This is a genomic window from Bdellovibrio sp. HCB-162 (assembly GCF_047344985.1).
Lineage (GTDB): Bacteria > Bdellovibrionota > Bdellovibrionia > Bdellovibrionales > Bdellovibrionaceae > Bdellovibrio.
The window spans coordinates 1954079-1974651 of sequence record NZ_CP178861.1; the positions used below are offsets into that span (position 1 = coordinate 1954079).

15 protein-coding genes are annotated in these 20573 nt (G+C 45.1%); 1 reads left to right on the forward strand and 14 read right to left on the reverse strand.

The window, feature by feature from the left end; all coding sequences use genetic code 11:
- Window positions 1-8: 8 nt before the first annotated feature.
- Window positions 9-839 (reverse strand): alpha/beta fold hydrolase, encoded by an 831-nt coding sequence (locus ACLSSO_RS09600; protein WP_413942630.1) that lies wholly within the window; start codon window positions 837-839, stop codon window positions 9-11.
- A gap of 4 nt (window positions 840-843) precedes the next feature.
- Window positions 844-2124 carry an acetyl-CoA C-acetyltransferase gene (locus ACLSSO_RS09605; RefSeq protein WP_413942631.1) on the reverse strand — a complete coding sequence of 427 codons (1281 nt, stop codon included), beginning with the start codon at window positions 2122-2124 and terminating at the stop codon, window positions 844-846.
- A gap of 97 nt (window positions 2125-2221) precedes the next feature.
- Between ACLSSO_RS09605 and ACLSSO_RS09610 the strand changes: the two genes are divergently transcribed.
- Window positions 2222-2791 carry a TetR/AcrR family transcriptional regulator gene (locus tag ACLSSO_RS09610; RefSeq protein WP_413942632.1) on the forward strand — a complete coding sequence of 190 codons (570 nt, stop codon included), beginning with the start codon at window positions 2222-2224 and terminating at the stop codon, window positions 2789-2791.
- Window positions 2792-2797: 6 nt separating this feature from the next.
- Here ACLSSO_RS09610 and ACLSSO_RS09615 read toward each other — a convergent pair whose 3' ends face one another.
- The 12 genes from ACLSSO_RS09615 to miaB form a co-directional block, all read right to left on the reverse strand.
- Window positions 2798-4462: a substrate-binding domain-containing protein gene (locus ACLSSO_RS09615; protein ID WP_413942633.1), complete on the reverse strand. Its 1665-nt coding sequence runs from the start codon at window positions 4460-4462 to the stop codon at window positions 2798-2800.
- Window positions 4463-4673: 211 nt separating this feature from the next.
- Window positions 4674-5600: a hypothetical protein gene (locus tag ACLSSO_RS09620; RefSeq protein WP_295906168.1), complete on the reverse strand. Its 927-nt coding sequence runs from the start codon at window positions 5598-5600 to the stop codon at window positions 4674-4676.
- Window positions 5601-5611: 11 nt separating this feature from the next.
- Entirely contained in the window at window positions 5612-6790 is a 1179-nt protein-coding gene (locus tag ACLSSO_RS09625) for a hypothetical protein (protein WP_413942634.1), read from the reverse strand.
- 5 nt (window positions 6791-6795) lie between these two features.
- On the reverse strand, window positions 6796-10335 hold the full coding sequence (dnaE, locus tag ACLSSO_RS09630; RefSeq protein WP_413942635.1) for a DNA polymerase III subunit alpha: 3540 nt from the start codon (window positions 10333-10335) through the stop codon (window positions 6796-6798).
- Between the two features lie 71 nt (window positions 10336-10406).
- The gene (locus ACLSSO_RS09635; RefSeq protein ID WP_413942636.1) at window positions 10407-11375 is read right to left on the reverse strand and encodes a hypothetical protein; all 969 of its coding nucleotides are present in this window, start codon (window positions 11373-11375) and stop codon (window positions 10407-10409) included.
- An 87-nt stretch (window positions 11376-11462) separates the two neighbouring features.
- Window positions 11463-12983: a glutamine-hydrolyzing GMP synthase gene (guaA, locus tag ACLSSO_RS09640; RefSeq protein ID WP_413942637.1), complete on the reverse strand. Its 1521-nt coding sequence runs from the start codon at window positions 12981-12983 to the stop codon at window positions 11463-11465.
- Between the two features lie 3 nt (window positions 12984-12986).
- On the reverse strand, window positions 12987-14450 hold the full coding sequence (gene guaB, locus ACLSSO_RS09645; protein WP_413942638.1) for an IMP dehydrogenase: 1464 nt from the start codon (window positions 14448-14450) through the stop codon (window positions 12987-12989).
- 59 nt (window positions 14451-14509) lie between these two features.
- On the reverse strand, window positions 14510-15025 hold the full coding sequence (locus ACLSSO_RS09650; protein ID WP_295906159.1) for a gamma carbonic anhydrase family protein: 516 nt from the start codon (window positions 15023-15025) through the stop codon (window positions 14510-14512).
- A 55-nt stretch (window positions 15026-15080) separates the two neighbouring features.
- Complete coding sequence (locus ACLSSO_RS09655) at window positions 15081-16280, reverse strand: patatin-like phospholipase family protein (protein WP_413942639.1); 1200 nt, start codon at window positions 16278-16280, stop codon at window positions 15081-15083.
- Between the two features lie 54 nt (window positions 16281-16334).
- On the reverse strand, window positions 16335-18551 hold the full coding sequence (locus ACLSSO_RS09660) for a cation:proton antiporter (RefSeq protein WP_413942640.1): 2217 nt from the start codon (window positions 18549-18551) through the stop codon (window positions 16335-16337).
- Window positions 18552-18569: 18 nt separating this feature from the next.
- Entirely contained in the window at window positions 18570-19127 is a 558-nt protein-coding gene (locus ACLSSO_RS09665) for a bifunctional nuclease family protein (protein ID WP_295900795.1), read from the reverse strand.
- A gap of 3 nt (window positions 19128-19130) precedes the next feature.
- The gene (gene miaB / locus ACLSSO_RS09670; RefSeq protein ID WP_413942641.1) at window positions 19131-20492 is read right to left on the reverse strand and encodes a tRNA (N6-isopentenyl adenosine(37)-C2)-methylthiotransferase MiaB; all 1362 of its coding nucleotides are present in this window, start codon (window positions 20490-20492) and stop codon (window positions 19131-19133) included.
- Window positions 20493-20573 lie beyond the last annotated feature (81 nt).

The window sequence follows — 20573 nt, forward strand, 5'->3', positions numbered from 1 at the left end:
TCATGAACTTAGCGGGGATCAATAAATTCAGCGACTTGTTGTGTGACTTTCGGATCTTTAAGAATACGGCGATGTCCTAAATTGGATGTTGTCAAAAGGTGGGCGTGTGGCCACGCTTCTTTTATTTCAAGTGCGGCGGCGTAACCGACCTCTTTGTCTTCTTTGTCATGCACGATCAAAGCTGGAGTCTGTAACTTGCTTCCGATATTGCCGACGTTGAGCTCTTTCGCCGTGAGTCCGACTTTTTGTGCTAGACTTTGCAAAAAATATTTCTGCGCTAAGGGACTAATGGAAATAAATTTTAAATAATCGTCGACCACGACTTCGTAACGGGAAGGTCCTGCGACCAAAACCAATTTTTCGACTTGCAATCCCCAAGAAGCCGCAAGCACCGAACAACCTGCGCCAAATGAATGGGCGATCACCGCTTTAAAAGGTCCCAATTTTTTTTGAGCGCGAATAAGAAATTTTGCGTAATCACCAACATTGGTACGCTCACCTTCAGAACTTCCATGAGCGGGGCCATCAAGGGCCACCACGCGGTAGCCTTTTTCCATCAAAGGCTCTGCGAAAGCTCCCATTTGCGTGCCTCGCCCGCTCCAGCCGTGCACAAGAACAACGAGGGGGCCTGCTGAAGACCCCCACTCAAACGCGGCAATACCGCCAGCAAGAGTGTATTTTTTTGAAGACTCAAACCAAGACATCTCCGACTCAGGTCGCGGAACCCTTGTCGGAGTTAGAAAAAGATCTTCCGCCCAGTAAGCACTTAGTTTCGGAAGCACCCACGAGAAATAACGAATAAAAAGAAACCACAATTTCTGCCTGAGCGAAGGTTCCATAAAACTATCTTTCTACAATAGCAACAACACCCATTCCGCCCGCAGTACAAATCGAGATCAATCCGCGGCCAGAACCTTTTTGCGAAAGTATTTTTGCAAGGCTGGCAAGAATTCTTCCACCTGTCGCTGCAAACGGATGACCTAAAGCCAAGCTTCCGCCGTTGACATTCATTTTTGATCTATCAACAGAGCCCAACGCCTTGCTACCGAAGTTTTTCTGGCAGTATTCATCGGATTCCCAAGCTTTCAATGTGCAAAGAACTTGTCCTGCGAACGCTTCGTGGATTTCGTAAAAATCAAAATCCTGCAAAGTCAGATTGTTACGTTTTAAAAGGCGTCCTACGGCAATAGCTGGAGCCATCAGAAGACCTTCACCATTCACATAATCCACGGCTGCGTATTCCGCATCACGCAAATAAGCAAGGACCGGGAGATTGTGCTTCTGGGCAAAATCCTCACTGCCAAGAAGAACAGCAGAAGCACCATCCGTTAACGGCGTGCTGTTTCCTGCAGTCAAAGTTCCCGTGCCTGTAAAATCAAAAGCCGGTTTTAATTTCGCAAGCTTTTCGATTGTCGTATCAGCACGAACGAAAGTGTCTTTCTTAAGGCCTTTAAATTCAAAAACCAAATCATTGTAAAAACCCGCTTCATAAGCGCGAGCCGCATTCATGTGACTGTGATACGCCAATTCATCTTGCGCTTCACGAGTGATCTTCCAGTCCTTCACCATCAATTCACAGTGCTGGCCCATAGAAAGACCCGTGCGAGGCTCCTGCACATTGGGGAAACGAGGTTTAAGATACTCGGGTTTTACTTCCGCAAACTTTTTAATTTTCGCAAGCAGCGAGGGTTCTTTTTGTGCTTCCATCATGATCCATGAAAATTCATGCGGAAGAACGCCCGCGATATCACTGTTTGTATCCGTACCACCTGCAATGCCGCTTTCAATTTGACCTGAAGCGATTTTCAAAGCGATCTGCGCTGCTGTCTCTAACCCTGTCCCGCAGGCTCTTTGCACATCATAACCAGGCGTGTGTGGATCTAGACCTGAACTTAATAAAGATTCACGCGAAAGATTCCAGTCCGAAGCGTTTTTCATCACCGCTCCCAACGAAACATCCCCTAGACGCTCACCCTGAAGATTTGTTTTTGCCACAAGGTCTTTTAACGTCGCCTTCATCAGGTCTTTATTCGACGTTCTTGAATAATGCGTAAACGACTTTGTGAAAGGAGTTCGGGAGCCACCTAAAATCGCAACGGGTCTCATTGTCTTATTATTGCTCATATACATATCCTTTTTATCAGCTTACAGGAAGTTCTTGAAATCTACCTACCAATAGGTAGATAATAAAACAGGACGATAACTAAAGCAAGGACTGTTCATGGATCCCAAAAACGACACGAAAACTCGCGCGATTGACCTTGGTCGTCATTATTTACAAACACTTGGATTTAATGGATTTAGTTTTCAGAAAATCGCCGATGAGCTTGGCATCAAGAAAGCGAGTCTTCATTACTATTTCGCTTCAAAAGAAGATATGGGCTTAGCCTTGCTCAAGGACTACGAAGAGGCTTACGAACGTTGGACGACAAAGGTGTCTCCCCTTTCCGCCGAGAAAAAACTAGAGCAAATGCTAAATGTTTTTTGCAAAATGGGACTCGACCATAAAAAAATCTGTCCTGCCGGCGTATTGTGCGCAGATTTTAACACACTTCCCAATAACATGAAAAAACGCCTGATCGAGTTTCATCATATTCAACGCCAATGGATGATTGATACTCTCAAGCAAGGCGTTCAAGAAAAATCCTTAAGAAAAGATTTAAGTATTGAAGCGACAGCAGATCTTTTTCTCACCTCCATTCAAGGAGGATTACAAGTGGCGCGCCTTCGCGGAGACATGGAAAGTTTTAAAAAAATGATCCGGCTTTTAATTAAAAATATTTCGACTTAAAAAAATCTATCGATTAAAGACTTTCCAGTCTTTAAGATTGTAGCGCGAAAGAATTTTATCAAGCTCGTTGCTAGCCCGGGCTTTTTCAAACCACGCATCCAGATGCTGTGGCAAAAATCCAAATTCAGGCTCTTTGGGATTGCTCACCAGCACTAAAGAATTAAATCCTGTGAGCGACGTGGGCAAAAGCTGCAAAGGCACATGAGCACGTCGAAGCAGAGAATAACGAAGAACGTTGTAATCCCCTAACGCCAAATCCACGCGACGATCACCGATCATTTTTGTCATACGATCTGCGACGTCCGATCCCGTGAGTTTTATCGCTCTTGTTGAATCATCGATACTCAAACTGTTTCCCGATTCACTGCCAAGGTCAGCAAATACGACTTTTTTGTTGCGCACAAACTCGTTATCAATCAAAGGCTCTTTTAAGCCTGGAGAAAGCAAGGCCCCCGTGTAACTCACCCCAAGATTAGGTCCGACAACACGAATGTCCGGAAGATAGCGAACCATGTAGCGCGGGCCAATAATGTAGTTCACTCTTTGCGCTTGCAAAGCAGAAACAAGTCTGGTGTTGGGGATACTTTCTAACTCCACGGTAAAACCGTGCAGTTTGGCGACAGCCGTAAGAATATCGTAGATATAACCGCCCCAAACGCCGGGACCCTTTTCACAAAGATACGGACAAAGAGGAGCCACACCGATGCGAATATTTAAAGAACCGCGCTCTTTGATATCTGAAGGTTCACGCGAACTTTTCAGTTCTTTATTGGCTCCGACAGGCAAAGTCGCTGCGACTTTCTGTGTAGGACGTCCCATCCAACCCGGATAGGCATTAATGTTTTTCTCTGTCACAGGATAAGTGGGAACGAGCTTTTTTTCTGAAACAGGTTCTTTTCCCAAATAGGCAACTAACGAACGCGCTGTTTCCCTGCCAAGTTCGGCACAAAACTGCGCGGAATCAATCACCGTAAGACGTTTGTTTTTAATATTCTCAACCGACTGTGGATCTCCGTCAAAGGTCGCGTGCAGAATTTCATTTCGTTTTTTCTCAAACAATCTTTTTACAATAGAAAGTCCGCCACCGTCATTCACGGTGAAGATCACGTCCACACTCCCCTTTGTCGGAAAATCTTTAAGAAACGCTTTAGCGGCTTTTTCTCCAGACTCTGGATCTACAGCCTCATAACGTTTTAAAACTTTAAACTTTCGACTGCGGTTTCGAAGAGCATCAAAAAATCCATCCACTCGCTCGGTCGTTGACGACACCTTGGGATATTCAAAGACGACGATGCGGATTTCATGATTCTTGTCGTAAAGAGAGTCGATATACTCGCCATTGTCTTTACCACCGGAATAATTATCGCTCGTTGCAAAAGAAGTGAGCTGACCGTTTACAATATACTGGTCATAGGCAAACACCGGAACACCCGCGCCATTGGCTTCTTGCAGCCCTCTGGCAAGTGCGGAGTTATCTGTGGGTTGAATTACCAGGGCTTGCGGGGATTTTTTCAAGGCTTCATCAAGCTGAGACACCTGATTGAGAATTCCTTTTCGTCCTTCGCCAGCTACATAAGAAATCAATTCAATTTTATCTTTGCCTTTTTTATTGAACAGCGAAATTTCTTCTTCGAAACCTTTGCGCATGGCTACTTGGCCTTCAATCTTCATACTCCAGTAGAGCACTGGAACTTTCCAAGTTTTAGCAAAGACTGGATTCGAAAAAATAAAAGAGAAAAATAAGATGAAGAAAGCGACTAGAGATTTCACTCGAAATAGTATTATCGAAGGATGATTAATTATCAATGTCGCTCTGAAATATTACGATTCATTAACATTGTTCGGGGAAGTTCCATGACGTCCCCCACAAATTAAAAATGTCTTAGTACAACTCAACGCGATCGTTTTCGCGAAAGCCGGAACCAGAGTGGATCACAGCGATGGCGCCGTCATTTCCAAAATAGCTGATCACTTCCAAAGTTCCTTTTAAGCGACCTGGAACTCGGCCAATATGACTGCCACTTTCCGGATCGTACACATCATCACCATCTTCTGTAACCTTTAAGAGATCACCGACCTGCAAACCAGAAACACGACCGACATTGAGATAAATACGGTCGCCGTTGATCGCAGCAATGCGGCCTTCCCATGAAACTTTATCCAAAGAGGCTAGAACCTGGGGAGTGAAATCCAAGAATGCATCTTTAACGATGATCTCAACCATCTCAGGATTGTTCGCTAAGAATTTATCTGTTTCAACTCTTTCGGCAACGCGAACACCTTGTTCTTCCACTGTAACCGTTTTTACTGTGTTGAAAACTTCACGACCCGAGCGTCCAGTTACAACACGAACTTGAGCTACGACTTCAAACGCTGTCGTGAGATGACGAACAACACCGACATTGTCGGCCTTGCGTTTAATACGAATATCTTGAATCTTTCCTTCAAGAACTGCGTTCACACCCATCGCTTGCGCCGCTTTGGCTACATCCTGAAGTTTGTACTGACCTGCTTCCATCATCTTAGAAAGATCCAGGTTCAATTCCTTACTATCCAACGCGATGACTTCACCTGTGCGATTTAAATCCGCAATAAATGCCGAACGGGCTTTGTCTCTAAACTCTTGCGGACGTTTGTCAGAAGAATCCAGGAACGGAAGAACCATCAAACGCTTGCGTGGAGAGGAATCGTCTTTACGTGCCTCATAACTCACATCCTTAATTTCACGACGCATCGTCGGCTGGCTGCGATCAAAGGTTGTACAGGAAACCAACGATAAAAGAGAAAGAGCTAAAACGAAACCTTTCACGATCGCACCTCCTATTGTGCCCACTTAAGAACGATCTCGTCACTTTGTTCAGAGATCTTAGAAAGCTTCTTGCCTTCAATATCCAAGGCCTCAAGCTTGGCCAAAAGCTCCGGTGCGGCGACAGACGTATCCACTTCAAAACTCACAGCCTCAGAACTGACCAAACGCTCACGAATATTTTTCACTTGAGTGATTTGAGAACGGATTTTCTCTTTAAGACCTTCCATCATCGGAAGCGCATTGCGGCCACGCACTGTCAAACGAATCACTGATGTTCCTAAAGAACCTCTTTGCCATGCTTCAAGGACTTGCGAAGCCAGATCATTCGCTGTCGTTTCAATCACCTCGCGAAGTTTTTTATCAACAGCACTTTCCAAAGAACCGGCTTCTGTATCAAAACGACGAGACACATCGGCAATAGCGCGACCATTGCTGACTTGAGTCGCTGTCAGACGAATTTCAATACGGTAGTTGTTACCGCGTTCACCTTTATTCAGAAGCACCTGACCATCAATCAACACAGGCGCATTGAAATACTGTGCAAAGAATTGCGCATCTTCACCGCTCGCGATTTTTTCATTCTGAAAATCAGCCGGAACATTCATTCCAAGACCTGATTCAATCGGTTTAATCACATAAAAATTATTTTTTTGGAAAGAGTTGCGAAGAGATTCTTCCAACAAACGACCTTCTTTCACCAAGAAACCCTGTTGGTTTTTATCTAAAGGCAACCACCAGCGGTAACTGCGCCCCTGTACACGGTCCACCCAACTAATCACTGGCAAAACCACAGGAATGGCGTCGTTTTCATTTAACAATGAATTTTCCTGAAGCATTTGCTTTAGGTCTCTTAAAGACACTTTCAATGCCACAGACATTTTAAACTCTTCACCTTCTTGATTGATCGGTGAAGGCTTCACGAATGGAATATAGCGCGCAGAGTTTTTAATAACCTTTGAAGTGATTAAAGACTTGTTCTTAAGAAATCTTTCTTCACCAATCAGTTCCTTGATAATGTCTTCAGACACTTTCACGGCCGCCTGATCCTGAATGTCTTTACGGGCTCCCTGTGGAGTTTTTTCTTTAGAGACACCCGAAAAGGTTCTATCCACAAGTTCGGTTTGTTGAGCTTTTGCTGGACCATTTAAAAAGAACACACATGCTGCTGCAACCATCAAAGCTAATTTCATTTCAACTAACTCCTCAACTCAATAAAATCAGTACGGCCAAATAGGGAATGCACACCTTCAAAGAAATCATTATTCACACTGATTCCCGGTGCATCTGTCATTTCCATTAATACCTTGCGGTTCACTTCAGGAACTTCAATTTCCAAGCTGACTGTCGTTGTGCCTGGATAATCCTTCATCAACGATTGTAATCTTGGATAGTCGTTAGGATCAATTTTATCTAGACGCAAAACCATACGTTTTGTCTTCTTAAGGATGTCTTCCATCGGAGACACCGTATCGACCATGATTTTGGCGTTACCTTCTTCGACCTCAAGACCTCCGCCGATCAAGACCGGCCTTTCATCGCGAAGCTGCATTTCAAAGCGCGCAAAAGAATCCGGGAAAATCACAAGCTCACAGCTTCCAGTAAGGTCTTCGACCTTTCCAAAGGCCATGCGCGTACCTTTTTTCGTAATCAACTCACGAAGCTCGGTAATAAGACCTGCCACCACGACGCGTTTTTTGCCCGCATCACGATTCTTCCAGTCTTTTTTGGCTGCTTTCATTGCTTCCGCTTCAGGAGATCCTGGAGCCGGCATCTGCGCCGGAAGATCGGCCACTTTGCAGGAAGTCCAAAGCTCTGACAAAGTATCAAAACCTTTCAATGGATGGTCACTTAAGTAGAAACCCAAAACTTCTTTTTCATAAGAAAGCGAAGCTGTGCGTGACCACGGTTTTGTTTCCTCCAAAGAGACTTTGGTTTCGGTCGAAGGACCTAGGTCAAACAACGAAGCTTGTCCCAACTCTTTGTCTTTCTGAAGACCTTGCGCGCGATCTAGATATTTTTGATAACCAGCCATCAACTGTGCGCGGTGACCACCAAAACCATCCAGAGCTCCGGCTTTGATCAAACATTCGATAACTTTTTTGTTCACACGGCGAAGATCGATCGAGTTAAAGAATTCATCCAAAGAAGAGAATTTTTTCTCTGGCAGACTTTCACGGGCTTCAATGATCGCTTCCACGGCATTTTGTCCGACACCTTTGATGGCGCCAAGACCAAAGTAGATTTCATCACCGTGCACGTCGAAAAGATAATCTGAGAAATTCACGTGTGGTGACTTTACCGTCAAACCACGTTTTGCTGCATCCTTCGAGTACTTTACGATTTTTTCGGTATCAGACAACTCGGTAGACAGAAGTGCTGCGAAGAATTCCGCAGGATAATGACATTTCAACCAAGCTGTTTGCAGCGTAACAACCGAGTAAGCAGCGGCATGGGATTTATTGAAACCGTAGTCCGCAAACTTGTACATCAAATCGAAAAGATCAGATGATTTCTCTTTGTTGTGACCGCGTTCCACCGCCCCTTTCATGAAGCGTTCGCGGTGTTTATCCATCTCCTCTTTGATCTTCTTACCCATCGCGCGACGAAGCATATCCGCTTCACCGAGAGAGTATCCGGCAATCTTAGAGGCGATACCCATAACTTGTTCTTGGTAGACCATGATTCCGTAGGTCTCTGACAAGACCTCGCGAGTGTCTTCCAAAAGATATTCCACAGGCGCTTTTCCATGTTTACGATCTGTAAAGTCAGGAATATTCGCCATCGGACCCGGACGATACAACGAAGTGATTGCCGTGATATCCGCAAATGATGAAGGACGAATCTTACGAGTGGCATCGGTGATGCCCTCACCTTCGAACTGGAACACCCCCGCGGTATCTCCACGCGACATCATTTCAAATGTCGCCGTGTCGTTCATAGGGATTTGTTTTGTCGTAATAACTTTATTGCGATTCTTCTTAATCAACTTCAAAGCCAAGTTGATGTGAGTCAGAGTTTTCAAACCCAAGAAGTCGAATTTGATCAAACCGATTTTTTCGGCGTGCTTCATGTCGTACTGAACGACTTGCTCGCCATCAGCCCCTTTGTACAACGGAGCATGTTTAACAAGCTGGCCGTCACCGATGATAACCCCGGCGGCATGGATCCCTGCGTTTCGCACCATCCCCTCAACTCGTTGAGCAAGGTCGATGAGCGTTGCCACTGTAGGATTCATCTCCATCAGTTCCGTCAATCGCGGTTCCATCTCCAGTGATTCTTTTAAAGTCACACCGAGTTTATCTGGAATTAATTTTGTTACTTGATCTGTTTCCGAGAATAACATTCCCAAAACACGACCCACGTCTTTCAGAGCGGCACGTGTTTGCAATTTACCGTAAGTGATAATTTGCGATACGGATTCTTGTCCGTATTTCTCAGTCACATAACGAATCACTTCCTGACGACGGTCCTGACAGAAATCGATATCGAAGTCCGGCATGGAGATACGCTCTGGATTCAAGAAACGCTCGAACAGAAGAAAATTTGGAAGTGGATCCAGATCCGTAATTCTTAAACAATACGCGACCAAGGAACCCGCACCAGAACCACGACCCGGCCCGACCGGAATGTCATTGTCCTTTGCCCACCCGATGAAGTCTTGGACGATTAAGAAATAACCGTTAAAGCCCATGCGGTCGATAATACCCAGCTCGTAATCAAGACGGCTGTAGTAGTCGGGCTTTTTGTCTTCAGGAACCGCTTCACCGCGAGCTTCCGCTTCTTCGAAACGAACGAGCAATCCTTCTTTGGATTTACGTGCGATGTAATCTTTAAGCGTCTCGTCTGTTCCTGTTGGGAATGTCGGCAAGTGATAGATCGGTTTTCCCGCATCATCTTTGATTTTAAATTTCACATCACAGCGCTCAGCAATTTGCAATGTGTTGCTGATAGCCTCAGGAATGTCCGAGAAGGTCTCGATCATCTGCTCTGGTTTTTTAAAATAAAACTCATCCGTGCCTAAACGGAAACGCGATTCATCACTCAAAGTTTTATTCGTTCCGATACAGATCAAAACTTCTTGAGCGATCTGATCATCTTGAGTCATGTAGTGAACGTCGTTACTTGCGACGACAGGAACACCTGTGATCTTAGAAGCTTCCAGCAAGAATGGATTGATTTGATCCCACTCGGGAACTCCCGTGCGACACATTTCAAGATAAAGGCGATCATCAAAGATTTCTTTAAGCTGTTTTATTTTCGCCAGAGCGGCATCGGGCCCTTCTCGCAAGAAAGCGTCGGCGACCTCACCACGAAGTCCGCCCGTCAAACAGATCAAATCCGAATTGTATTCTTTGATCACTTCGTAATCGATACGTGGCTTCCAGTAGAAACCTTCCTGATAACCAATCGTCGAAAGTTTGCAGAGATTTTGATAGCCCTTGATATTTTGAGCTAAGAACACCAAACGACGGGGCCCTTGCGCGACTTGATCGCGATCTTGTTTTTTCTCTAAACGCGAACCCGGTGCAATGTAGGCATCCAAACCCAAAAGAGGTTTGACGTTGTTGTCCTTACAAGCAAAGTAAAACTCAACAGCGCCGAACATGTTGCCGTTATCAGTGAGAGCCACTGCAGGCATTTGCATTGCTGCTGCTTTTTTAGCAATAGCTTTAACCCGGCATGCGGCTTCCAAAAGGGAATATTCAGAGTGAACGTGAAGATGAACAAAAGACATGATAATTTCATATCTTAGCCCCCTTTTTTATTCAATAAAAGGGGGTTCTCGACCTCTGAAAACTCAGTGCGTTAGAGGGTTCTTAACTGCACAATGGGATGAACGGAAACTCCTAAAGGAATTTGTGCTGAATTCAGATCAAACTGATCGTTTTTAACAGGAATTTTGAGAGTTTTTGTGCCTTTTCCGCCATCCAAAACGATTTTGAGGAGGACTCCAGAAATCGCAGACGGAGAAGTCGCCCCGTCGATATTCCACAGGCGAACTTGGTCATCTTGAATCTCGATTTTACCACTTCCGGGAACGGAAGGATCTTTTTCAAGTTTTACTTCCATCACACTCACGGCATAACCCTTTGCTACGTCCATATCAACTTGCAGTTTTTGCTTTAAAGCTTCGTTAGCATACTTGATTAAAATCGCCGCCTCTTTGCCAGCATCTGGAGCCACAAAATCGCGATCGCGTGTGGAGTCCTGGGAAATCACACCGATATAACGAATTCTTAAATCAGAATTTGGAACTTCGAGCGAAAATGGCTGAACCACTTTTTCGTGATAAGAAAAATCATTGAAAGACATCAAAAGGCGTCCCGATTCAATATCAAACAGACGATACCCTGTCATTTCAGCACAACATCCGCCGAGTCCTGAAACTACGACAGGCTGACTGCCATGGACATTCAACTCAGTGGCTTGCTCTGTCTTTCCCCAAAGAACTGTTTCAAGGCGAGGCCCCTTACGAACGCTCCAAGAAATATTTCCCGCGATACCTTCCGCATCTAAAAACTGATCCACGGTTTTAGCACTGCTCACTAAAAACAATTCTTCGCCGCCTTGCTGAGTGTACTTGCGATACACATCATAATCCTGCGACGTCATCGTCATGGTGCGCGCGCCTTCAGGATTTTTTACAAGTTTAAAACTTGAAACGCCTGAGCTTTCATAAAGCAGTTCCCCCGCTGCAGCCAAAGCCGCAATAGCCGAAAGAACAATAAAAAAGGTCAGGGCCTTTGATGTGCGAAGAAACTTTTTTGTTTTCATTTGCAGAAAACTAACAAAGCTTCTTCGCGGTGTTGAAGTTACAACGCCTTCATTACGGAGTATTAAAACTTAGCGCGTGCTTTGACTCTATTCCCACTCAATGGTGCCAGGGGGTTTGCTGGTCACATCGTAAACGACACGATTCACGCCTTTAACTTTGTTAGTTATCAAATTTGAAATTTCTCTTAAGAATTGAAATTCAAATGGATACCAATCCGCTGTCATCCCATCACTGGACGTCACGGCTCTTAAAGCAAGCACGTGATCGTAGGTTCTTGAGTCCCCTTGCACACCCACTGTTTTTACCGGAAGTAAAACACAGAAAGCCTGCCAGATGTTTTCATAAAGTCCACGACGACGAAGTTCAGAAATAAATACATCATCGCACTCTTTAAGAATGTGCAGTTTCTCTTTTGTCACTTCGCCAAGGACACGAATTGCAAGTCCCGGCCCTGGGAAAGGATGACGCCAGAGCATTTCTTTTGGAAGACCCAGCTGCGCTCCTAAAGCACGCACTTCATCTTTAAAGAGTTCACGCACCGGCTCGACAAGCCCCAGTTTCATTTTTTCTGGAAGCCCTCCGACGTTGTGATGCGACTTAATCGTCACACTGCCGCCGACAGAGGAAACACTCTCAATCACGTCGGGGTAAAGGGTCCCTTGCGCCAGCCACTTGATAGGAAGCTTGTGATCGTAACTCTTGTCGAAAACTTCAATAAAGACTCTGCCAATGGTTTTTCTTTTTTCTTCCGGATCTGTTTTACCAGCTAATGCTGACAAAAACTCTTCAGAAGCATCGACACCGCGAACGTTCAATCCGATCTTGCGGTAATTTTCTAAAACTGTTTCGTATTCGTTTTTACGAAGAAGACCATTATCAACAAAAACACAGTGAACGCGATCGGCACCTAAAGCTTTTGTCAGAAGTGTTGCCACAACGGTGGAATCCACGCCGCCGCTTAAACCGACAAGCACGTGATCTGTAGGTCCGACTTTTTCTTGTGCTTCTTTAATTAATAAATCTTTGATATGAGGCGCATCCCAATTTGCAGCCGCTCCACACATATCTTGCGCAAAGTATTTTAATAAATCATTTCCATGATCTGTGTGCGCAACCTCAGGATGAAATTGAAGAGCCAAAACATTCGGACCCTTCATCGCCGCCGGATGATTTCCGTCGGAGTTGGCAATGATTTGAAAACCTTCAGGAACTTTTTCAACAACATCACCGTGACTCATCCAAACTTTTTGCTTTTCAGGAACACCCTTTACGACGGAAGTCCATGTTACATAATTCAGACCGTACTCACGATGATCGGCACGAGAAACCTTGCCACCTAATTGATGGGTCAGAAGTTGCATTCCGTAACACACTCCCAAAAGAGGACTTATGTTACGAAGTTCAGCGACATCTCTACGAGGAGAACCTTCTTCATAAACAGAATTAGGTCCGCCACTTAAAATGATTCCATATGGATTTTTTTTGCGAATTTCTTCCGTCGCATATTTGTAAGAATGAATTTCTGAATAGAAACCCAGTTCACGCAAACGACGGGCAATCAGTTGTGTAAATTGAGAACCGAAATCGAGAATAATAAAACCGCGCATGGATTAGCTCTCCAAACGATAGTTAGGAGCTTCTTTCGTGATACTCACGTCATGCACGTGCGATTCACGAAGACCCATCGCCGTGATTTGCACGAACTTCGCTTTTGATTGAAGCTCATCGATATTACGAGCACCCAAATAACCCATGCCGGATTTTACACCGCCCACAAGTTGATGAATAACTGCGGAAGCAGCCCCTTTGTAAGCCACTTTTCCTTCGATACCTTCTGGAACCAGCTTTTCATTTTCTTCTATATCCATTTGTCCGTAGCGATCCTTCGAACCGCGAGACATCGCACCGATACTTCCCATGCCGCGGTAGACTTTATATGTACGGCCTTGGAAAAGAATCGTTTCACCTGGAGACTCTTCCGCACCCGCAAGAAGATTTCCGATCATCACGGAGTTTGCACCGAGTGCTAAAGCTTTTGTGATGTCACCAGAGTACTTAATACCGCCATCGGCGATGATTGTTTTTCCGCGAGCCTTTGCTGCTTTCGCACAATCAATCACCGCAGAAATCTGCGGCATCCCCACACCAGCCACCACACGTGTCGTACAAATACTTCCAGGTCCGACACCGACTTTAACAACTTCAGCCCCGGCATCTATCAACGCATTCGTACCATCTGCTGTCACCACGTTACCTGCAACGATGATGATCTCTTTGTGTTTTTGCGCGATATGTTTAACCATCTCAATCACATTTTTAGAGTGACCGTGAGCTGTATCCACGCAAAGAACATCCACCCCGGCTGCCACCAAGGCTTCTGCTCTCTCTTTAGAGTCAGCCCCCACTCCCACAGCAGCACCGACAAAAAGACGACCGTGTTCATCTTTTGTTGCTTGCGGATAGTTTTTTGCTTTCTCGATGTCTTTGATCGTGATGAGACCTTTGAGTTTTCCTTTTGCATCCACCACAGGCAATTTTTCGATACGGTGTTTTTGCAAAATCTTTTTAGCTTCCTCAAGAGTCGTTCCCATTTTCGCTGTGACAAGATTTTCTTTTGTCATCAAGTTACGAATCGGCTGATCGAAGTTTTCTTCAAAACGCAAATCGCGATTTGTGAGAATCCCCATCAGTATTCCATCAATCGTGATCGGCACACCACTGATCGAATATTTTTCCATAAGGTCGACAGCCTCTTGCACCAAATGATCCGGACCCAACGTGATCGGATCTAAAATCATTCCGGCTTCGTATTTTTTTACTTTTTCAACTTCAAGAGCTTGTTTGTCGATATCGAGATTTTTGTGAATGATTCCCAAGCCGCCGTTTTGCGCCATCACTCGCGCGATACGATTTTCTGTGACCGTGTCCATCGCCGCAGAAATAATCGGTGTGTTTAGATATTTTTCTCGGGCAAACAAAGATCGAGGCACGACTTCAGTCGGCGTGATTTCAGAATATTGTGGAAGAAGAAGAATATCGTCAAAAGTTAAGGCATAAGGCACTTGGCGTTCCATAAACTCACTCCTGGCAGGGTTTCCCCATTCTGAGATGAATCGCCTCAGAGTTCAAGCACTCAGTCTTGGTACCAGGTTTTGTAGAGCAAATAATTATCCGCGGATTTCTCAAGAAGATCGACTTCCTCGTCTGTGAGCGATCTTTTGACTTTGCCAGGACGCCCCACAACCAGACTGCGTGGAGGAATCTGAGTTCCCTCAGTTAAAAGAGTGCCAGCTCCAATTAAACAATGTTCGCCGACCTTCACGCCGTCCATCAAGATGGAGCCCATGCCGACCAAAGTGCCCCGACCGATTTCGCAACCGTGCAACATAACCAAATGCCCAATAGTCACGCGATCATGAAGCGTCGTTCCCCATTTTCCATATGTGCCGTGAATCACACTTCCGTCCTGAACATTGACCTCTTTGCCAATACGAATCGGCATCACGTCACCACGAATGACCACGTTGTACCAAATCGAAGATCCTTCGCCGACTTCAACATCGCTGATAAGACGCGCATTATCTGCAATAAAAACATTTTCAGCGACAACCGGAGACATACCACGGGCACGAACAAAGACATCACTCATAAAAACCTCTTCCCCCAAAAGGTACGCCGTACCTTTTTGTATTGCAACGCAAGATTTAACGTAAACTTCGCACGTTGTTTCGTGCGGCATGTGCATGATGCTTTACGTGATGATTTTCTTCATATTCTGCGAGAATCTGTTCGATCTGCGGTCGTTCTTTCATTCCGTCAGCAAATCCGATTTCAATGAGCTGCTTGCAATAGGTCGGAGTAAACAGCAGATAACTCAGCATCTCACTAGACTCTTCCAAAGATCCCGGTCCGCGCAAAAGGTAGCGAATCATTCTCGGAAGTTCGCCACTTTTCTTGGCGGCAATTTCGGAAAAATCCACCGAAGGGGAAATCCAAAGGCTTTTGACTTCACGCAAAGCCACACGCTTTCTTTCCTGCGGAGTCAGTAATGAATAACTCTGATTAATTTGTTCAATTCTTTGGATGTCGGACTCAAGCCCATCCATCATCACAGCATTCATCAAGACGTTGGCAACTTTCGATACAGTCGGAATTTCTCCGGACTCCCGGTGATGATACGTAAAAGAAGTGTCTTGTCTTCGTCGCACACCAATCGCAATCAAATGATCCGCACCCATGTAAATAGCCGGCCCACAAGGAGATTGGTTGCGAATGCAGCCGTCACCAAAATAGCGTTCACCGATTTTGATCGGCGGAAACAAAAGCGGAATAGCCGAAGAAGCCATAATGTGCTCAACTCCCAAAACCGCGCGCTCACTGCGATGCATACCGCGCTCCCACGGTTCAATATCGGGAGCTCCCTGGAAAAAGGTCACCGTAGAAATACTGTCGTAATCCAAAGCGGAAATGCCGACTGATCTTAAACGTCCTTGCTTGATTTTCTTTTCGATTTCCTGAAACTGACATTTTTCAGAGAGGAAGCTGTGCAATGGATGCGTGCTCAGCAAAGATCTTAAGGCCTGATCTTTTCTAAATCCACCCAACGAAATTTCCGTCATCCATTGCAAGCCCCCACGAGAAAGCGCCATGAGATCTGCATAGAAAACTTGATCACTGTCGATTTGACTCCATAGGCCTGTTAGTTGCTTTGAACTTTCAACAAAATTTCCGGGATGAGCGACTAAAAGACCGACGTTGATGGCGCCGGCGCTGACGCCGGTGTATATCTTAAACGGATCTGGCAATTTGAGTTTGCTGGCGATATGCGAAAGAGCAGCCAGAACTCCAGCCTGATAAGCTCCCCGCGCACCACCGCCTGAAAGAACGAGTCCGAGTTGGGACATAGTGTGCTCCTTCAAACTTTTATTTTAGGCGTGTCTGAAGAGAAAGAAAACTTGTTACTTGGCTTTAGAGACAATCCACACAAGATCACTTTCAAGAAGCGTAAAACTTGCCCTTGGTCCAAGAATTTTTTCAGCGCCGCGCTCTACACCCACAACCATGCCGTGATACTTTTCACGAATGCCGCTTTCACGAATGGTTTTGTCTTTGTAGGATGACGTGTCTGTTACGACAAAAGAACTAAGCTTGTAGTCTTCTTGACCATTGACCGCCGCCGCCTGCTGATGATTTTTTTCGTCTTCAAGAACGGTGTGGAATTTTTGCAGTTCTTCTTCACTGCCAAAACAAATCAATTTGTCATACGGCCACAAGACAAATTCTCCATCCGGGGCAAAGTATCTGTGTGATCCACGAAACACGGCGGCCACTGTCACACCAAAAGTTTCTTTAAAAGACTGATCGCGCAAAGTTTTTCCAACCAAAGAAGAGTCTGGAGAAACTTCGTAATTCCCAAGGCTTGTTTCCCACGGAAGAATATTTTTTGCGACGTCAGAACTGATAAGCTCTTTGCGTTCTTTTTCCGTGAGGTTCTTTAAGAAATTTTTCTCAATAACCTGATACAAGCGGCGCACCCACAAAGGTCCCACGGCAATCAAGACCACCAAAACGCCGGCTGTTAAACCTGATGCCATTTTCAGAGTTACGAATTGCGCAAGAATGGCTCCTAATAAAACCAAACCCAAAACAATACGTCCAATGAAAATTCCGAATTGCAAGCCACGCAGTTTTTGGAGTTCTTCAAACTCCCGTTGCGCTTTCAGCGCTGGACCACCCATCACGATCCCCCAGAAGAACGGAGCTGAGATCGCAAGACAGATAAACAATGAAACAGCCCCGGCCCAGGGACTTTCTTGCAAATAATTTTGCACTTCTTGGTTGAGCAAAGTTTTGTAAGCGCTGATGATCGCAATCACGATCACGGTATTAAGAAGAATTTTTACACCGTAGGTTTTCATAATCAAAGAACCCACGCCATTTTTTCCCTCTTGAGAAAAAGAGTTTTGATAGCGGTCCAGAGCTCCTTGTACACCCGCAGGCAGTTTTTTATCCACCCAACGATAGAGCGGTTCAGAAATTTTAATAAGGTACGGTGTTGTAAACGTTGTCACCGCCGAAACAGCAATAGCCAAAGGATAAAGGAAATCGCTCGTCACCTTGAGCGTCACCCCCAAAGAAGCGATGATGAAAGAGAACTCCCCGATTTGCGCAAGACTCATCCCGGCTTGAAAGGCCTTCTTACGCGTTTGTCCGGAAAGAAGAGCACCCAAGAATGAGCAAATGAATTTTCCGACAATCGTGACTAGCGTCACCAAGATCACAAGGTCCCAGCGCTCAATCAAAACTTTTGGATCAATCATCATGCCGACAGACACAAAGAACACGGCCGCAAAAAGATTTTTTACAGGCTGAAGGACGTGCTCCATCTTGTGACCTTCAGGCGTTTCCGCAAGAAGTGATCCCATCACGAAAGCTCCTAATGCCGGAGAGAATCCCACACCGGCTGCGATCATCACCATCATGAAACACAAACCGATGGAGACCAGAAGCATGGTTTCGTCTTCTAAAAGATCACGAATCTTGCGAAGGAAAATCGGAATCAGGAAAATACCGACGACAAACCACAGCGCAATATAGAATAACAATCTTAACGCAGAGAACGCTAAATCCGCTCCAGAAATCGCTTCGCTTCCCGATACGGCCGTCAGCAAAACTAGAAGCAGAATCGCAAGAATGTCTTCAACAATAAGAATGCCGAAAACCAATTCGACGTATTTTTGCCCGCGGAGTCCCAACTCTTGAAACGCACGCACGATAATTGTGGTGGATGACATCGAAAGAATCGCACCAAAGAACAAGCTATCGATATTGTTCCAGCCAAACATGCGGCCCACAACAAAACCAAAGCCCATCATCGCAACGACTTCAAAGATCGCCGTAAAACCCGCCGAGCCACCGACTTTAAATAATTTTTTAAAACTGAATTCCAGACCCAAGCTGAAAAGCAAAAAGATCACACCGATCTCGGACCACACCTTAATGCTTTCGTTGTCCGTCACTGTGGGAAAAAATGGAACGTGCGGGCTTACTAAAAGACCCGCAATCAAATACCCTAGAACCTGAGGTTGTCCGAGTTTTTTAAAGAGCAGCGTTGAGAGCGCTGCGATCATCAAAATAAAGCCAAGGTCTGTAATCAAATGAGGTAGATGATGCATGACCTATATTTACAAAAACTAATTCAGATAGCCAGACCCTTTGTCCAACAGACCTATATTTTGCAGTTTTTGTGCGCCGCTCTCGACTTCCGCACTCATGATGCGTGAACGACCAATGAAATTCTTTGTCGCGAAAAGAGGCACATTCAAATAAAGACACAAAGACATCGCTTCATCCGCGCGAAGTTTCATCGAGCTCATTTGCGGGTGTCCACTTATGTAAAGACGCAAATACTGATGCGAGCCTCTGATTTCAACGAAGACCGCTTGTTTGATTTCGATACCTAAGGATTCCATCAACTGCGCCGTGAATTTGTGCGGAGACGATTGCAAGATCGATTTATTCGACTGCGAAAGCGCCACACCTGCATCAATCGGAGTCACCGCCACAGGCAATGTGTATTGATGAGCTTCGTCTTTTAAAAGCAAAAAAGGGCGCGACACATCTGTCGTCACGGACAAACCATACGGGAAAAGCTGAACCAAATCACTTTGATGAAAGGTTTCCTCTTCCTGCGACTGCTGCGCAAAGATGATCTGAGATTTAAGATTATTTAAATCCAAAATATCTTTCATGATTTAAATCAATTCTCCTCTAAATACCGCAGGGAATGCTTTGGTGATCTTCACGTCCACTGTTTTACCGATCAAGTCAGGCGATCCCAAGAAGTGCACAAGTTTATTTCCTGTACTGCGACCTTGGATCTTACCGTGTTCACGATCCACTTGTTCAACCAAGACTTTCATTGTTTGACCTTCGTAGCGTTTGACCAATTCAAAAGCCATCTTGTCATGAGCATCAAACAGACGATTCAAACGATCTGTTTTTACGTCTTCATCGACTTGCTCTTCAAATTTCGCCGCCTTCGTGAAAGGACGTGGAGAATATTTAAAGGCGAAGATCGTTTCAAAACCGACTTCTTGAACCATTGTCACCGTGTCTTGGAATTCTTCCTCTGTCTCACCAGGAAAACCCACGATGATATCTGTAGAGAACACCACATTTGGAATAGTTTTCTTTAGCATCGCGATTTTTTCCAAGTAGTGTTCGCGTGTGTAATTGCGATTCATACGATCTAGAATGCGTGAATTTCCGCTTTGGAATGGCAGATGGATGTACTCCATCACCTTGTCTTGATGAGCGGCCATCGTATCGGCAAGCTTCTGGTTGAAATCTTTAGGATGAGATGTCGTATAACGAATTCTTTCGATATCCGTTTCTGTTGCGACCTTTGCAAGAAGATCCGCGAAATCCAATCCCTCTTCCGCTTTGTAGGAGTTCACATTTTGACCCAACAAAGTAACTTCCTTCACACCGCGCTTAACGAGGTGACGGATGTCAGTCAGGATGTGCTGAAGAGGACGAGATTTTTCACGACCGCGAGTATAAGGAACCACACAGAATGTACAGAAATTATCACAACCCTTTGTGATGTTCACAAACGTCGCCACACCTGGATTTCTCACCATCGTTTCGATGTGATAAGGCGCACGGTGTTCGAATTTCGCGTTGATCAAACGCTTTTCACCTTCAAAAGATTTCGCCACCAAGTTTGGTAGGTTGTCGATTTGATCGGTCCCAAAAACGAAATCAATCATCGGTTGATTCTTGATCAGATTTTCTTTTTCTTGCTGACCAACACAGCCACCAACGCCGATCTTAAGGCCCGGATTTTTTTCTTTCATTTTTCTGAAAGTACCGACCTCGGAATAAACTTTGTGAACCGGTTTTTCACGCACACTGCAAGAGTTGATGATGATCAAAGACGCGTCTTCAGGTTTGTCCACGGGAGTGAAGTTTTGCATCTCTAAAAGAGAATACATTCTTTCCGTGTCATTCACGTTCATTTGGCATCCGTACGTGGAAATGTACACACCACGGCCTTGTCCGACATCGTGATTTTGATTAAGGCTTTCAGGGTTTTGCGTTGTGTTTTCCACGGACTCTTACCTCTTGTGTCATTAAAGAAAGTGAGTTATAGAGGAGGCTTCGAAAAATGTCAAAACGGCATTACGCTATAT

Bases quoted from the DNA above. Each gene is read 5' to 3' on its own strand.
- ACLSSO_RS09605 (WP_413942631.1), bottom strand. From the start codon at position 2,124: ATGAGCAATAATAAGACAATGAGACCCGTTGCGATTTTAGGTGGCTCC.
- ACLSSO_RS09655 (WP_413942639.1), bottom strand. From the start codon at position 16,280: ATGTCCCAACTCGGACTCGTTCTTTCAGGCGGTGGTGCGCGGGGAGCT.
- ACLSSO_RS09665 (WP_295900795.1), bottom strand. From the start codon at position 19,127: ATGAAAGATATTTTGGATTTAAATAATCTTAAATCTCAGATCATCTTT.
- ACLSSO_RS09600 (WP_413942630.1), bottom strand. From the start codon at position 839: ATGGAACCTTCGCTCAGGCAGAAATTGTGGTTTCTTTTTATTCGTTAT.
- guaA (WP_413942637.1), bottom strand. From the start codon at position 12,983: ATGCGCGGTTTTATTATTCTCGATTTCGGTTCTCAATTTACACAACTG.
- dnaE (WP_413942635.1), bottom strand. From the start codon at position 10,335: ATGTCTTTTGTTCATCTTCACGTTCACTCTGAATATTCCCTTTTGGAA.
- ACLSSO_RS09660 (WP_413942640.1), bottom strand. From the start codon at position 18,551: ATGCATCATCTACCTCATTTGATTACAGACCTTGGCTTTATTTTGATG.
- ACLSSO_RS09635 (WP_413942636.1), bottom strand. From the start codon at position 11,375: ATGAAAACAAAAAAGTTTCTTCGCACATCAAAGGCCCTGACCTTTTTT.
- guaB (WP_413942638.1), bottom strand. From the start codon at position 14,450: ATGGAACGCCAAGTGCCTTATGCCTTAACTTTTGACGATATTCTTCTT.
- ACLSSO_RS09625 (WP_413942634.1), bottom strand. From the start codon at position 6,790: ATGAAATTAGCTTTGATGGTTGCAGCAGCATGTGTGTTCTTTTTAAAT.
- ACLSSO_RS09650 (WP_295906159.1), bottom strand. From the start codon at position 15,025: ATGAGTGATGTCTTTGTTCGTGCCCGTGGTATGTCTCCGGTTGTCGCT.
- ACLSSO_RS09610 (WP_413942632.1), top strand. From the start codon at position 2,222: ATGGATCCCAAAAACGACACGAAAACTCGCGCGATTGACCTTGGTCGT.
- ACLSSO_RS09615 (WP_413942633.1), bottom strand. From the start codon at position 4,462: ATGAAGATTGAAGGCCAAGTAGCCATGCGCAAAGGTTTCGAAGAAGAA.